General features: G+C 67.6%; 11 protein-coding genes. 1 reads left to right on the forward strand and 10 read right to left on the reverse strand.

The window, feature by feature from the left end; translation table 11 throughout:
• Positions 1 to 144: 144 nt before the first annotated feature.
• Genes ACWESM_RS16215 through gmd form a run of 8 tightly spaced genes read right to left on the reverse strand, consistent with a single transcriptional unit; the run spans position 145 to position 9,994 of the window.
• Positions 145 to 1,494: a cytochrome P450 gene (locus tag ACWESM_RS16215; RefSeq protein ID WP_364425670.1), complete on the reverse strand. Its 1,350-nt coding sequence runs from the start codon at positions 1,492 to 1,494 to the stop codon at positions 145 to 147.
• A gap of 11 nt (positions 1,495 to 1,505) precedes the next feature.
• Positions 1,506 to 2,783 carry a flavin-containing monooxygenase gene (locus ACWESM_RS16220; RefSeq protein WP_452492348.1) on the reverse strand — a complete coding sequence of 426 codons (1,278 nt, stop codon included), beginning with the start codon at positions 2,781 to 2,783 and terminating at the stop codon, positions 1,506 to 1,508.
• On the reverse strand, positions 2,780 to 4,348 hold the full coding sequence (locus tag ACWESM_RS16225; RefSeq protein ID WP_452492350.1) for a glycosyltransferase family 87 protein: 1,569 nt from the start codon (positions 4,346 to 4,348) through the stop codon (positions 2,780 to 2,782). Before ACWESM_RS16225 ends, ACWESM_RS16220 begins: the two co-directional genes overlap by 4 nt.
• 55 nt (positions 4,349 to 4,403) lie before the next feature.
• The gene (locus tag ACWESM_RS16230) at positions 4,404 to 5,582 is read right to left on the reverse strand and encodes a nucleotide disphospho-sugar-binding domain-containing protein (protein ID WP_452492352.1); all 1,179 of its coding nucleotides are present in this window, start codon (positions 5,580 to 5,582) and stop codon (positions 4,404 to 4,406) included.
• 4 nt (positions 5,583 to 5,586) lie between these two features.
• Positions 5,587 to 6,771 carry a class I SAM-dependent methyltransferase gene (locus tag ACWESM_RS16235; RefSeq protein WP_355077960.1) on the reverse strand — a complete coding sequence of 395 codons (1,185 nt, stop codon included), beginning with the start codon at positions 6,769 to 6,771 and terminating at the stop codon, positions 5,587 to 5,589.
• A 1-nt stretch (position 6,772) separates the two neighbouring features.
• Entirely contained in the window at positions 6,773 to 7,720 is a 948-nt protein-coding gene (locus tag ACWESM_RS16240; RefSeq protein ID WP_452492355.1) for a GDP-mannose 4,6-dehydratase, read from the reverse strand.
• Position 7,721: 1 nt separating this feature from the next.
• On the reverse strand, positions 7,722 to 8,975 hold the full coding sequence (locus ACWESM_RS16245) for a class I SAM-dependent methyltransferase (RefSeq protein WP_452492357.1): 1,254 nt from the start codon (positions 8,973 to 8,975) through the stop codon (positions 7,722 to 7,724).
• The gene (gmd, locus tag ACWESM_RS16250) at positions 8,972 to 9,994 is read right to left on the reverse strand and encodes a GDP-mannose 4,6-dehydratase (protein WP_355077957.1); all 1,023 of its coding nucleotides are present in this window, start codon (positions 9,992 to 9,994) and stop codon (positions 8,972 to 8,974) included. The genes ACWESM_RS16245 and gmd overlap by 4 nt, the downstream gene beginning before the upstream one ends.
• Before the next feature lie 116 nt (positions 9,995 to 10,110).
• Between gmd and ACWESM_RS16255 the strand changes: the two genes are divergently transcribed.
• Entirely contained in the window at positions 10,111 to 10,839 is a 729-nt protein-coding gene (locus ACWESM_RS16255; RefSeq protein ID WP_364425661.1) for a polyprenol monophosphomannose synthase, read from the forward strand.
• On the opposite strand, the gene ACWESM_RS16260 is transcribed toward ACWESM_RS16255, so the two are convergent.
• Together ACWESM_RS16260 and ACWESM_RS16265 are read right to left on the reverse strand one after the other, a co-directional pair.
• Positions 10,817 to 11,542: a hypothetical protein gene (locus ACWESM_RS16260; protein ID WP_452492359.1), complete on the reverse strand. Its 726-nt coding sequence runs from the start codon at positions 11,540 to 11,542 to the stop codon at positions 10,817 to 10,819. The genes ACWESM_RS16255 and ACWESM_RS16260 overlap by 23 nt on opposite strands.
• Positions 11,543 to 11,600: 58 nt before the next feature.
• Complete coding sequence (locus ACWESM_RS16265) at positions 11,601 to 12,014, reverse strand: cupin domain-containing protein (RefSeq protein WP_355077954.1); 414 nt, start codon at positions 12,012 to 12,014, stop codon at positions 11,601 to 11,603.
• Between the last annotated feature and the right edge of the window lie 15 nt (positions 12,015 to 12,029).

A 12,029-nucleotide genomic window follows, 5' to 3' on the forward strand; every position in this document is an offset into this window, starting at 1 on the left:
TCGGTGCCAAAGACGCGTGGGATGGCCCAGGTCCAGGCCGGAACAGGCATAGGAAGAGAGGCCGGGCCAGTCAGGAACTCATCGACTGTTGATTACCCGTCAGGCATGCTCGAAGCTCCTGAAGTGTGCGGCCACGGCGGGAGGTCAGGTCGTGACGGGTTGGGTGACGCGGCGGACCGGGCGGATGCGGATGCCGAACTCCGGGCGCAGGTTCACCGAAGCCAGCGGCACCACCGGGTGGGTGTCGTCGAGTTCGAGGCGGAAACGCTGCACCGTCATGGCCAAGATCAGCACCATCTCCGTCATCGACATGTCCTTGCCCAGGCAGATGCGGGGGCCGCCGGAGAACGGGAAGAACGCGAACTTGTGCCGTTCGGCCACGGCGGCGTCGGCGAAACGCTCCGGACGGAACTGCTCCGGGTCGTCCCACAGACGTTTGTCGCGGTGGACGTAGTACATGCACAACGTGACCCGCGCGCCCGCGGGCACGTGGTAGCCACCGATCTCGTCATCGGCGATCGGCGTGCGTTCGACGATCCAGGCGGGCGGATACAGCCGCATCGTCTCCTCGATCACCATGCGGCAGTAGCTGAGCTGTCCCAGATCGGCGAAGGTGGGCGTGCGGTCGCCGATCACGGAGCGCACCTCCTCGGCCAGTCGCTCTTGGATCTCGGGATGGGTGGCCAGCAGGTAACACGCCCACGACAGCGCGTTGGCCGGTGACTCGTGACCGGCCACCAGCAAGGTCTTGATCTCGTTGAGCAAGTCCTCCTCCCGCATGCCCTGCCCGCCCTCGTCGCGAGCGCGCACCAGCGCGGTGAGCACGTCGCTGGTGTCGCCGCCGCGGCGGCGTTCGTCGATGAGATGGCGCACCACGTCGTCGAGTTCGCCGACCTTGCGCGCGACCCGGCGGGCCTCCGGCGTCGGGAACGACTGCGGTAGCTTCACCGGCGCGTTCACCCGCTTCATGATGAGCGCGAACGCCGCGCGCATCGCGTCGGTCACCTGTGTGGTGTCGGTGGACAGGTCGATGCCGAACAGGATCCGGCCGGTCACCGCGAGCAGCAGTTTGACGTAGTCGTCGTAGATGTCGCGGAATTCTCCGGCCGCGGCGTCCCAGCTGTCGAGCATCGCCGCGGCGCTGTCGGTGATGTCGTCGGCGAAACCCTTGACGTGCGAGTGGGAGAACGCCGGGGAGATGAGTTTGCGCTGTCTACGCCAGTACTCCAGGTTGTTGGTGGTCAGCTGCCCGTCGCCGAGCAGGATGCTGAACTCGTCGTAGATCGGGCTCTTGCGATAGTTGGTGTAGTTGTCCTTGAGGACGTACTCGGTCATCGCCGGATCCGCGACGAGGTAGACCAGCATCGGGCCCGCCTTGACCCGCACGACGTCGCCGTAGCCGTCCAGCAACGCGCCCACCGTCGTCAGCGGGTTCTTCGCCAGTTTCGGCAGCATGCGTCCGGTTTCCACCAGACCGGGCCCGGGTGCTTTCATGGTCCGACCTTTCACTTCAAGAGCTTGGCGTGCTTGCGCAGTTGGTTCACGTAGTCCTGTTTCTCCACCACCAGCGGGTACTGGTCGGCGTGATAGAGCCGCAGCCCGGCGTACAGGTCGGGCTGGCGGCCCTGGGTGGCGCGGTCGAAACGCTCGACCCGCACCGGGTCGTTCGCCTTGGCGCGCAGATATTCGGCGACCAACTCGGCCTGCTTCTCGTAGACGTCCCAGTGCGAGCCGATCGGGCGCACCATCCCGATCACGAACAAGTCCCGGGTGTGCGGCGGAAAGATGTTGAGATACAAACCCGGTCGCAGGCTGCCGTCGGCCCAGTTCAACAGAGTTCGGTCGACGACGGGGTAGTTCGGCACGAACCCGGTGGCCAGCACCACCAGGTCGACCTTCTCCTCGGTGCCGTCGGCGAACGTCACCCGGTCGTCGTCGATCGATGTGACGTCGGGTTTGGGTGTGATGTCGCCGTGCGTGTAGTAGTGGTGCAACTGGTCGCCGAGCATCGGGATGACGATGCCCTCGGCGAAATCGGGCACCGGAAGCCCGAACGAGCGGGAGCGGCCGCGCAGATAGGAGAACAGCCGCTCGAAGGCCCGCTTGCGCAGCGGCCGCCACATCCGGCCCTGCAGCATGCTGTCGGTCGGGCGGCCCAGCATGTACTTGGGCATGCAGTAGAACCCGCGCCTGCTGCTGTGCAGGGTCAGCGCGGCGTTGACCGCGCAGTCGGACAGGATGTCGGCCGCCGACTGCCCGGCCCCGATCACCAGCACCCGCTTGCCGAGCACCTGTTCGGGATCGCGGTACTCGCTCGAATGCAGCACCGGCACCGTGCCCGAGCCGGGGATGTCGATGCGGCGCGGGGTGCGGTCGTGGCCGGTGGCGATGACGACTCCCGCGTAGCGTCGCTCGGATCCGGCGGCCAGCGTCACCGACCAGCCGTCATCGCCGGGCTCGACGTGCCGCACCGCGGTGTTGAACCGGATGCGCGGCCACAGCTCGAAAGCGTCGGCGTAGGCGTTGAGGTAGCGCAGCACGAGTTCGTGCCCGGGATAGTCGGGATAGTCCTCGGGCATCGGGAACCCCGAAAACGCCTGCACCCCTTTGGAAGCGATCACGTGCGTGTTGCGGCTGACCGGCGAGTCCGGGCGCCGGGCGTCCCAGATCCCGCCGATACCGTCGGCCGCTTCGAGCACCTCGAAATCCAAGCCGTGCGCGGCGAATTCGCGTGCGGTCGCCAGACCGGCCGCACCCGCGCCGATCACGCAATAGGTGCTCATGCCGCGGAGACCCGTTCCGTTCGAGGGGAGTCCTCTTGCGGCGGCGTTGCTTCCGCCTCGGTGCCCGCGCTCGCCCGCCAGGCCACGAAGAAGCAGGCCACGTAGATGATCGTCTGCGCCACCAGCGTGAAGTAGACGTTCTCGTTGTAGACCGCGATGATCAGCCAGGCCACCGTCAGCAGGGCGACGGTGCGTTTGCCGCCGCGCATCAGCCCCGCGTACACCGCCAGCATCCACACCGCGCCCACCGCGATGTACACCCACGGCCCGAACGGCGCGCGGAACGACGCCAGCGTCAGCACCGCCAGCCAGATGGCCAGCTGCTCGGCGCGCACCCGCGGCCCTTCGGCCCACGCCGACAGCCGCCGGTGGATGCGCACCGCGGTGACCGCCACCAGGATCAGCAGCAGCAAGGTGTAGACGTTGGTGATCAGGCGAGCGGGACCGACGGGATCGCCGATGTCCCAGCCCATGATGTTCGCCTTGTAGGGCAGCCCGAACGGCGAATAGTTGACCAGCTGATTGGCGCGTTCGACCAGCACGAACTGGTGGAACTCCCCGCTGGCCAGCCGCTTCCAGGTGCCGTCGGACAAGAACTGCCGCCACGGCTCCCAACCGAAGATCGCCAACGTCGCCAGCGAATACAGGCCGCCGAACACGGCCGTCCAGGCCGCGGGCCGCCAGCGCCGCTGGACCAGCAGATAGACCAGCAGAATCGCCGGGGACACCTTGGCGACGATCGCGAATGCCAGCGCCGCGCCGCCGAAGATGTTGCGCCGCAGATGGAAAAGCGCCATCGCGCCCGCACCGCCGACATACAGCACCAGCACGTGGACGTTGCCGATCTGCATGGTCGCCAGCGTCGGCAGGCTGATCCACACCACCGGGGTCAGCGCCGCCAGCACCCCGCCCTGCCTGCCGCCGATCCAGCGGGCGATGGCGAACATGGCCACCAGCACGATCGCCACGTACAGCGAGTAGTACAGCGCCCGCAGCGTGGCGAAGTCGTGGCTGAACAGCAGCAGCAATCGCGGCAGCAGCAGGAACGGCGGCGGGTAGAGGTAGGCGTCGCGATCCTGTGGTGTCACCGCGGGCAGGATCGAATCCGCCTGGGGCGACTCGTAGCGGTGACGGTCGTAGAGACCGGCCGGGTCGTGTTCGGCCATGAGCGCGCCGCTGATGTAGCCGGACAGGTGGGTCTTCTTGACCAGGAAGTCGTCGTCGGCCGACAGCGAGGCGTCCACGTTGTCGGCGTCGAGGATGAACTGCGTCAACCGGGCCAGGACCGCGACGACGAGCACGATCACCAGGCTCCACAGCACCCGCACCACGATCGGTTTGCTGCGCACCACCTCCCGCCACTCGTCGGGCACCCTCGGCACGAACAGCACGAACAGCACCGCCGCGCACACGATGCCGAGCACGGCGGTCACGGGGCCCGGTAGGCCGGTGAGCGCGAGCACGATCATCACGACGGGGACGAGAATGCCGACCACGAAGACCGCGTACATCGCGGCGTAGTAGTCGAGCGAACCACGGAACCTGGTCCATGTCCTGGATATCATCTGCAACCTACGGCTTTCGGTTCCCGCGCCGCCCGGTTCGGGCCGCGCGGACGGTCTATCTGGTCGCTGCTCCGGCGTGCTCGGCCAGCAGCGGAACAACCTGGGACACCACGTCGCCCGGTGCGGGCGCGGCGCGCAGGTCGGCGCCGATCTGTTCGGCGGCGGCGCGGAAACGCGGCTCGCGCAGCAGCGTGCGGATCGCGGTGGTGAGCGCCTCGACGTCGCCTTGCCCGGCAGCGGTCTCTGCGGTCAGCCCGGCCCCGCTGCGCACCAGGCCTCTGGCGTAATCGAACTGGTCGAACATCTGTGGCAGCACCAACTGCGGCAGGCCGAACCAGCCCGCGGTGAGGCCGGTGGTCGAGCCGCCGTGATGCACGAGCAGATCGCAGCCCGGCAGGAAGAGGTTCAGCGGAACCTCTTCCACGACACGGACATGGTTGGGCAGTTCGCCGACCGTGGCCCGGTCCGGTGCCGAGAGCGCGACGACGACCTCGGCGTCGTCGACGGCGGCCAGCGCGGCGAGCACGGACTCCAGCGGCCGGGGACCGGTCAGGCCGAGCGTGCTGCCGCCCATGCAGACCGCGATCCGTTTGCGGCCGTGCTCGTTGCGGTGCCACGGCGGCAGCACGCCGGTGCCGTTGAACGGGACGTAGCCCAGCCGGATGCTCGGCGCGGCGTCGGGCGCTTGCAGCCGCGGCGGGCAGATGTCGAGCACGGCGACCGGGTCGGCCAGCCGAGTGCCCGCCTCCTCGGCGAGTGCGGCGGTGCGGTCGGTGAAGGGACCGCCGGTGGGGTCGATGCCCCAGCGGTGCACCAGCACCGGCAGATCCAGTTGCGCGCCGAGCGCGCGGCCGATGGTGGCCAGCGGGTCGGTGAGGATCACCTCCGCGCCCCAGTCGGTGGCCACCGCGGCGAACGTCTCGAGGTACTGGCGGGCGTGGTTGTGCCAGTTCTGCGCGGCGATCTGCCACAGGCCCTGTCCGCTGGACTGGTCGCGGTCGGCGAACAGCGGCAGCGGGAACATGCCCGGGTTCACCTGGGTACGCAACTGGTCCATCGGCACGTTCAGCGCGGTCACCTCGACGGCGTTGAGCCCCGAGCGCAGCGCGGTCGCCGTCACGTCGTCGCGCGAGGCGACCAGCACTTCGTGGCCTGCCTGGCGCAGCGCCCAGCAGAACGGCACCATCGCCAGCAGATGGCCCGACGAGGGCACCGGCACGACTAGAAACTTCATCCGATCACTCCTTCGGCTTCATCCACTCCATCGGATTGGTGTGCCGAGGCACCCATGATGGAGCCGATTGCTCGGCATTGCGGCGTTTTTCGATCACCACGATGTTGTGGTAGAAGTGCAGCGCCCCGATCCAGTCGTCGAAAGCGCCTGCCGCTCGGCCGGATTCCTTCTCGAATTCCTGGTGGTGCAGGGCGTCCACCAGGGTCTTCAGATAACCGATGGTGGTGGCCGGATCGTCGGTCGCGGTGCTGCTTCCGCCCCAGCCCGACCAGTAGGAGGTCTGAGTGTCCTCCACCACGTACAGTCCGCCCGGCCGCAGGTGGGCGAACAGCGCACCGAACGAGGCGATCACGTCGCCGCTGATGTGGCTGCCGTCGTCGATGATGATGTCGAACGGGCCGAGCGAGTCGCCGAGCCCGTCGAGAAACGCCGGATCGCCCTGATCGCCGCGCAGGGGTTGCAGGCGCGGCTCGGCGATGCCGGACTTGTCGAAGTAGTCCAGCCCGAACACCAGGCCGCGGCGGAAGTACTGCTTCCACATCCGCAGCGACGCGCCGCCGACGTCGGGGGCGGTGTATCCGCCGATGCCCAGTTCGAGGATGCGGATCCGGCTGTCGCGCAGCGGCGCGAAATGCCGCTCGTAGTGCTGGGTGTACCAGTGCCCGCCCCACTTGTCCGAACCGAAGTGCAGCGACAGCGCGTCGAGGTCGTAGTGGTGGGGACGGCAGGCGGTGACGATGCGGTCGGCGGCGACGGCGGCGGCGTCGCGGGCCAATCGCCACGGGTCGTCGGGCGCGAAACTGCCCGGCCCCGGCTCGTCCTTGATCGTGATGGCGCGGGTGCCCAGGGCGGCGTCGGGCGGTCCGTAGACCGCGCGCAGCAACTCCACCAGATCCTGGCGCACCACCAGCCACGGATCCTCCAGGGTGCCCGGGGCGATCGCGGGGTCGTCGGCGCCGAAGGTGACCAGGTAGTCCAGCTGTTTGCCCTCGTGGGTCAGCTCGAACACCGCGGTCACCGGTTGTCCAGGGCGCGCGCCGTAGCCCGCGCGCCAGGCGATCTCCTTCAGCACCGCGTCGGCGACGGTCTCGGTGCCGATCTCGCCGATCCGGGCGGCGGTCTCCTCGGGGACGCCGTCGGCGACGGAGATCAAGTGGGCGGCGAGAACGTTCTCGTCGTTCAGGGTCACGTCATCCATCCGTTCCGCCGGTGCGTACCGGCCTCGATTGCTCAGCAAGGCGCACGCCCTCGGCGACGAGCATGGCCCGCACCATGCCGTGGAAATCCACCGAAGGGCGCCACCCGGTCCGCGCGCGCAACTTCCTCGACTCACCCACTCGCGGTCGCCCGCCGCGGGTGAGCACCGAGGACCGTTCGCGGACATGGTCGTGCCAGTCCAGTCCGGCCATCCCGAACGCCGCCGCGCAGAACTGCGCGACCGTGTGGTGTTCGCCGGTGGCGACGACGAACTCCTCCGGCTCGTCGAGCGCCAGGATCCGCGTCATCGCCTCGACGTAGTCCGGCGCGTATCCCCAGTCGGCGCCCGCGTCCAGCCTGCCCACCTCCACCGTGCCGGTCTCACCGCGCTGGATCCGGGCGACGGCGCGCACGATCTTGCGGGTGACGAATTTCTCTGCACGCAGCGGAGATTCGTGGTTGAACAGGATGCCGGCCGCCGCGAAGACGCCGCGGGCACGGTAGGCGCGGCAGGCCAGCAGGCCGGCCGCTTTGGTCACCCCGTAGATGGAGTCCGGCCGCAGCCCGCTGTTCTCGTCGCACACCGCGTCGCCGTCGGAGCCGAAGACGTGCGACGAGGCCGCGTAGAACAGGCGGGTGCCGGTGCGGTGGCGATCGATCGCCTCCGCGAAATGCTGCACCGGCAGCGTGTTGACCCGATGCGAGGCGCGGGCCAGCTCGTGCGGGTCGCCGTGGTCGTCCTGCGAGGAATGTTGCACCGCCGCCAGCAGGTAGACCTGCCGGGGGCGTTCGGCGGCGACGAATTCCTCGACCGCGGCGGCGTCGGTGATGTCGACCGGGCCGTCGCGGCCGATGCGCAGCACGCGCTCGCCGCGCCCGGCGAGCAGGTCCGACAGCAGCGTGCCGTCCTGCCCGGCCGCGCCCGTGACGACGATGGTCATCTCACACCACGTCCAGTTCCGGCAGCGGGAACACCAACCGCCCGCCCGCCGCGCGGAAAGCGCTCTCCCGCTCCAGCATCATGGTACGGAAATGCCAGGGCAGCACGAAGAACTGGTCGGGCGCCATGGCACGCGCCTGCTCCTCGGACACGATCGGGATCGCGCTGCCGGGGGTGAACTTGCCGAACTTGTCGTCGTTGACCTCCGCGATGCACGCCAGATCCTCCGGCCCGATCCCGCAGTGCTGCAGCACCACGTTGCCTTTCGTGGAGGCTCCGTACCCGAGCGTGCGCAGACCGGCCTTGCGGGAGCGGTCGAAGAACTCCCGGACCTGTTCGCGGTGCTGGTCGACCCGTTTGGCGAATTCCGCGTACGGCTGCGAGGTGTGCAACCCGAGCGCGGACTCCTCGTGGCGCATCCGATCCAGCGCGGCGGCGTCGGCAGGCGAGGCCACCCCTTGCTTGCCGAGTGTGAGTGCGAAGCTGCCGCCGTTGACGGTATTGCGTTCCACCTCGAGCACCACGAATCCGCACCGCCGCGCCATCCACTCGATCTGGTCGAGGGTGTAGTACTCGAGGTGCTCGTGACAGATGGTGTCGTAGGAGGTGGTGGCCAGCATCGCGGGCAGATAGCTCTGTTCGAGCACCCAGATGCCGTCGTCGGCGAGGTTGTCGTACACCGCGCGCATGAACTCCAGCGGGCGCGGGACGTCATAGAACATGGCGATCGAGGTGATCACCTTGGCCCGCCGCCCCGCGAGCACCGATTCGGCCAGCTCGTGGTCGAAGTAGCCGGTCACCAACCGCACGTGCGGCGGATAGAACCGGCGGAACTTCTCCCCCAGCGGGTCGATGCCCAGAATCGTCGCCGACCCTTCCGGATAGGCGCGCAGCAACGTCGCGTCGTTGCTGCCGATGTCGATCACCACGTCGTCCGGTGACAGCGGCACCCGCTGCCGAATCCTGTCCACCCGGTGGGCGAGGTGCTCGATCATCGATCGATTCAGCCCGGAGCGGTATCCGTAGCCGGGCGAATACATTTCGCCGAAGTCCGCGGTGTGGCGCAACTGCACCAGCCCGCACTCCTCGCTGCCTTCGGGCACGCAGCGCACCAACTCCAAGGGGTAGCGCGGCACCTCGGTGGGATCGGTGGCCGGGAACACTCCCGTCAACGCCATCGTGCCGAGGTCGACGACCGTTTCGAGCCGGGTGTTCCCGCACACCCGGCAGCCCTGCACCGCCACTGCTTGCGTCACGCGTTCTCCATATCGTGGGCGACCATCAACTCGACGAGTTCGGTGAAACTCGTCCGGGGCTGCCACCCGAGCTTCTCGCGCGCCTTGCTCGGGTCACCGGTGAGATGATGCACCTCTGCGGGGCGGAAATAGGTCGGATCGACCTCGACGAGCACTCGCGAGGTTCGCCGGTCGATCCCCTTCTCGGTCAATCCGGTTCCTTCCCAGATCAATTCGACACCGGTGGCGGCGAACGCGGTCTCGCACAGCTCGCGCACGCTGTGGGTCTCGCCGGTGGCGATCACGTAGTCGTCGGGTTCGGACTGTTGCAGCATGAGCCACATCGCCTCGACGTACTCCTTGGCGTATCCCCAGTCCCGGCGAGCGTCCAGGTTGCCGATGAACAACTTCTCCTGTTTGCCCTGCGCGATGCGCACCGCGCCCCTTGTCACCTTGCGGGTGACGAAAACCTCGCCGCGCCTAGGTGATTCGTGGTTGAACAAGGTGCCGTTGACCGTGTACATCCCGTAGGCCTCGCGATGATTGACCGTGATCCAGTACGCGTACAGCTTCGCCACCGCGTACGGCGAGCGCGGATGGAACGGCGTGCGCTCGCTGAGCGCCACGTCGTGCAGGCCGCCGTAGAGCTCCGAGGACGAAGCCTGGTAGAAGCGGGTCGCGATGCCGGTCTTGCGGATGGCGTCCAGGATGCGCAGTGTGCCGATCGCGTTGGTCTCCGCGGTGAACTCCGGGATCTGGAACGAGATGTGCACGTGCGACTGCGCGCCCAGGTTGTAGATCTCCGCCGGTCGTACGTCCTCCAGGATCCGGTTGAGACTGCTGGAATCCATCAGATCCCCGTAGTGCAGGAACAGCCGGCGTTGGGAATGGGTATCGGAATACAGGTGGTCTATGCGGTCGGTATTGAAATTCGACGCACGCCTGACAATCCCGTGCACCTCATATCCTTGCTGCAACAGGAATTCTGTCAGATAAGACCCGTCCTGGCCGGTGATGCCGGTTATCAGTGCCTTTCTCATCAAACCTCCAGCCCCGAGACTAACCGGTCGTCAAATGGCGGGCAATACCTATCTTTCGGTCGCCGCCGGTATTAGAATTCGATTGCATGAGCGCGGCCTCCGAAAAAACTCTGGTAATGATTCCGACGTACAACGAGCGTCGCAACGTGGGCCCGTTGCTCGCTCAGATCCTGGAACAGGGCTCCGATTTCGACGTCCTGTTCGTCGACGACAATTCCCCGGACGGCACCGGAGATCTGCTCGATGAGCTGGCCCGACAGCACGCGCCCCGCATCCACGTGCTGCACAGGGCGGGACGGCAGGGCGTGGGCTCCGCACACCAGGCCGGTATCCGCTGGGCATACGCGCAGGGATATGCGCACATCATCACGATGGATTCCGATTTCGCGCATCCGCCGTCGTATCTTCCGGCATTGCGCGCCGCTTCCGACGGTTTCGACATCGTGGTCGGATCGCGCTATCTGAAAGAGGACAGCCTCGCCGACTGGACTCCCTTCCGCAAGGTCCTCACCCGGGTCGGGCATTTTCTCACCGTGACACTGCTGCGGATGCCCTACGATGCCACCGGCGCGTTCCGATACTACCGGTTGGACACGATTCCGGTGGCGGCTTTCGATCGCGTTCGCTCGAACGGCTACTCCTTCTTCTTCGAAAGTCTCTACATCCTCGCCGCCAATGGTTTCCGGATCGAACAGGTGCCGATCCACGTCCTCAACCGCACCGCGGGCGCGTCCAAGATGCGCACCCGCGATGTCGCGACCAGCGTGCGTTTCCTGCTGGTGCTGTGCGCGGAGAAGTACCTGCGCCCCGGCAGGCATCGCGTCACCTCGCCCGCGCATCGCTGACCCTCCGCCCCGCCAGCCAGTCGATCACCGCCGCCGCCTCCGGCCAGTCCGGGCCGGTGGCGGTGGTCGGGAACTGGTCGTCGACAACATCTTTGGCGAACTGCGAGGACGAGCCCACCGCGTCGCGTACCTCCGCCAGCGTCACGGTGGTGCGTGCGCCGACCTCGCGCAGGCCGGTGTCCTCCAGGTGGGCGGCGATCCAGTCGGCGCACCAGTTCACCGGGGCGAAACTCTGCCGGGAGCGGCCGCTGGCGAATACCGGACGGTCGGCGGCCATGTCGGCCAGCACACCCTTGCGGTAGTCGCCGCCGTACATCGGGCCGAGCCGGACGACGAAAGTGTCGCGGCCGGAACACATTCGCTCGGCCTCCGCGCGATGGCGGCCGTAGACCGTGTCCAGCTGGGTCCGTGCGGAGATGCTGCTGATCTGCACGAACCGGTCCCAGCGCCACTGCTCGCGCAGCAGGCGCGTCTTGTCCACCGTCTCCCGGCGATCGTCGCCGGGATGCTGCTCGGCCCAGAACCGCTTCGACGGGCAGGCGGCGTTGATCAGCACGTCGTAACGACCTGCCGTGCAGTGGAATTCGTGGTCGTCGCGCACCACGGGCACGACCTCCCATCGCCGCGTCCTGCCGAGCGCCTCGACCAGTGCGGCGCCCACGTATCCCGCGGCGCCGAGCACCGCCACCCGCATCCCGCTCATGCGAGGTCCTGCCCGGCACGGGCGGCCGCGCTGGTCGGCCGCACCGATATTCGGCCGCTCACGACTTGCCTTCCAAGGTGTGTGGCAGCGGCGCCACCTGCACGATCGGCGGATCGCACTCGTCCCACGGCTTGGTCAGCATCGCGACGAAGGTCAGCGGGGTGATCGAGTACACGGTGTGCATCACCCCGATCGGCGTGCGCGTGCAGATGCCCTTGCCCACATGGATGAACTCCTCCGGGCAGTCCGGATCCGCGTAGTCGTCCTTGGTCACCAGCACGCCGTTGCCCTCGACGAACAGCAGGTACTCGACGAAATGCGGGTGGTAGTGCAGGCCGCGCACCTTGCCGGGGTGCATGTAGATCAGGTTGAACTCGAGCAGGGGTTCCGGCGGGACCCAGGTGAAAATGCCACCGCGCCCGTCGCGGACGGTGTCGAGGTTGCACGACGGGGTGAGGACTTCGACCTTCATTAGTGAATCCCTTCA

The sequence above is a fragment of the Nocardia sp. NPDC003999 genome, assembly GCF_053604885.1.

What these genes read in the sequence shown, in the direction of transcription:
- ACWESM_RS16220 (WP_452492348.1), bottom strand. Translation starts at nt 2,783, where the DNA reads ATGAGCACCTATTGCGTGATCGGCGCGGGTGCGGCCGGTCTGGCGACC.
- ACWESM_RS16225 (WP_452492350.1), bottom strand. Translation starts at nt 4,348, where the DNA reads ATGATATCCAGGACATGGACCAGGTTCCGTGGTTCGCTCGACTACTAC.
- ACWESM_RS16230 (WP_452492352.1), bottom strand. Translation starts at nt 5,582, where the DNA reads ATGAAGTTTCTAGTCGTGCCGGTGCCCTCGTCGGGCCATCTGCTGGCG.
- ACWESM_RS16255 (WP_364425661.1), top strand. Translation starts at nt 10,111, where the DNA reads ATGATTCCGACGTACAACGAGCGTCGCAACGTGGGCCCGTTGCTCGCT.
- ACWESM_RS16265 (WP_355077954.1), bottom strand. Translation starts at nt 12,014, where the DNA reads ATGAAGGTCGAAGTCCTCACCCCGTCGTGCAACCTCGACACCGTCCGC.
- ACWESM_RS16240 (WP_452492355.1), bottom strand. Translation starts at nt 7,720, where the DNA reads ATGACCATCGTCGTCACGGGCGCGGCCGGGCAGGACGGCACGCTGCTG.
- ACWESM_RS16215 (WP_364425670.1), bottom strand. Translation starts at nt 1,494, where the DNA reads ATGAAAGCACCCGGGCCCGGTCTGGTGGAAACCGGACGCATGCTGCCG.
- gmd (WP_355077957.1), bottom strand. Translation starts at nt 9,994, where the DNA reads ATGAGAAAGGCACTGATAACCGGCATCACCGGCCAGGACGGGTCTTAT.
- ACWESM_RS16260 (WP_452492359.1), bottom strand. Translation starts at nt 11,542, where the DNA reads ATGAGCGGGATGCGGGTGGCGGTGCTCGGCGCCGCGGGATACGTGGGC.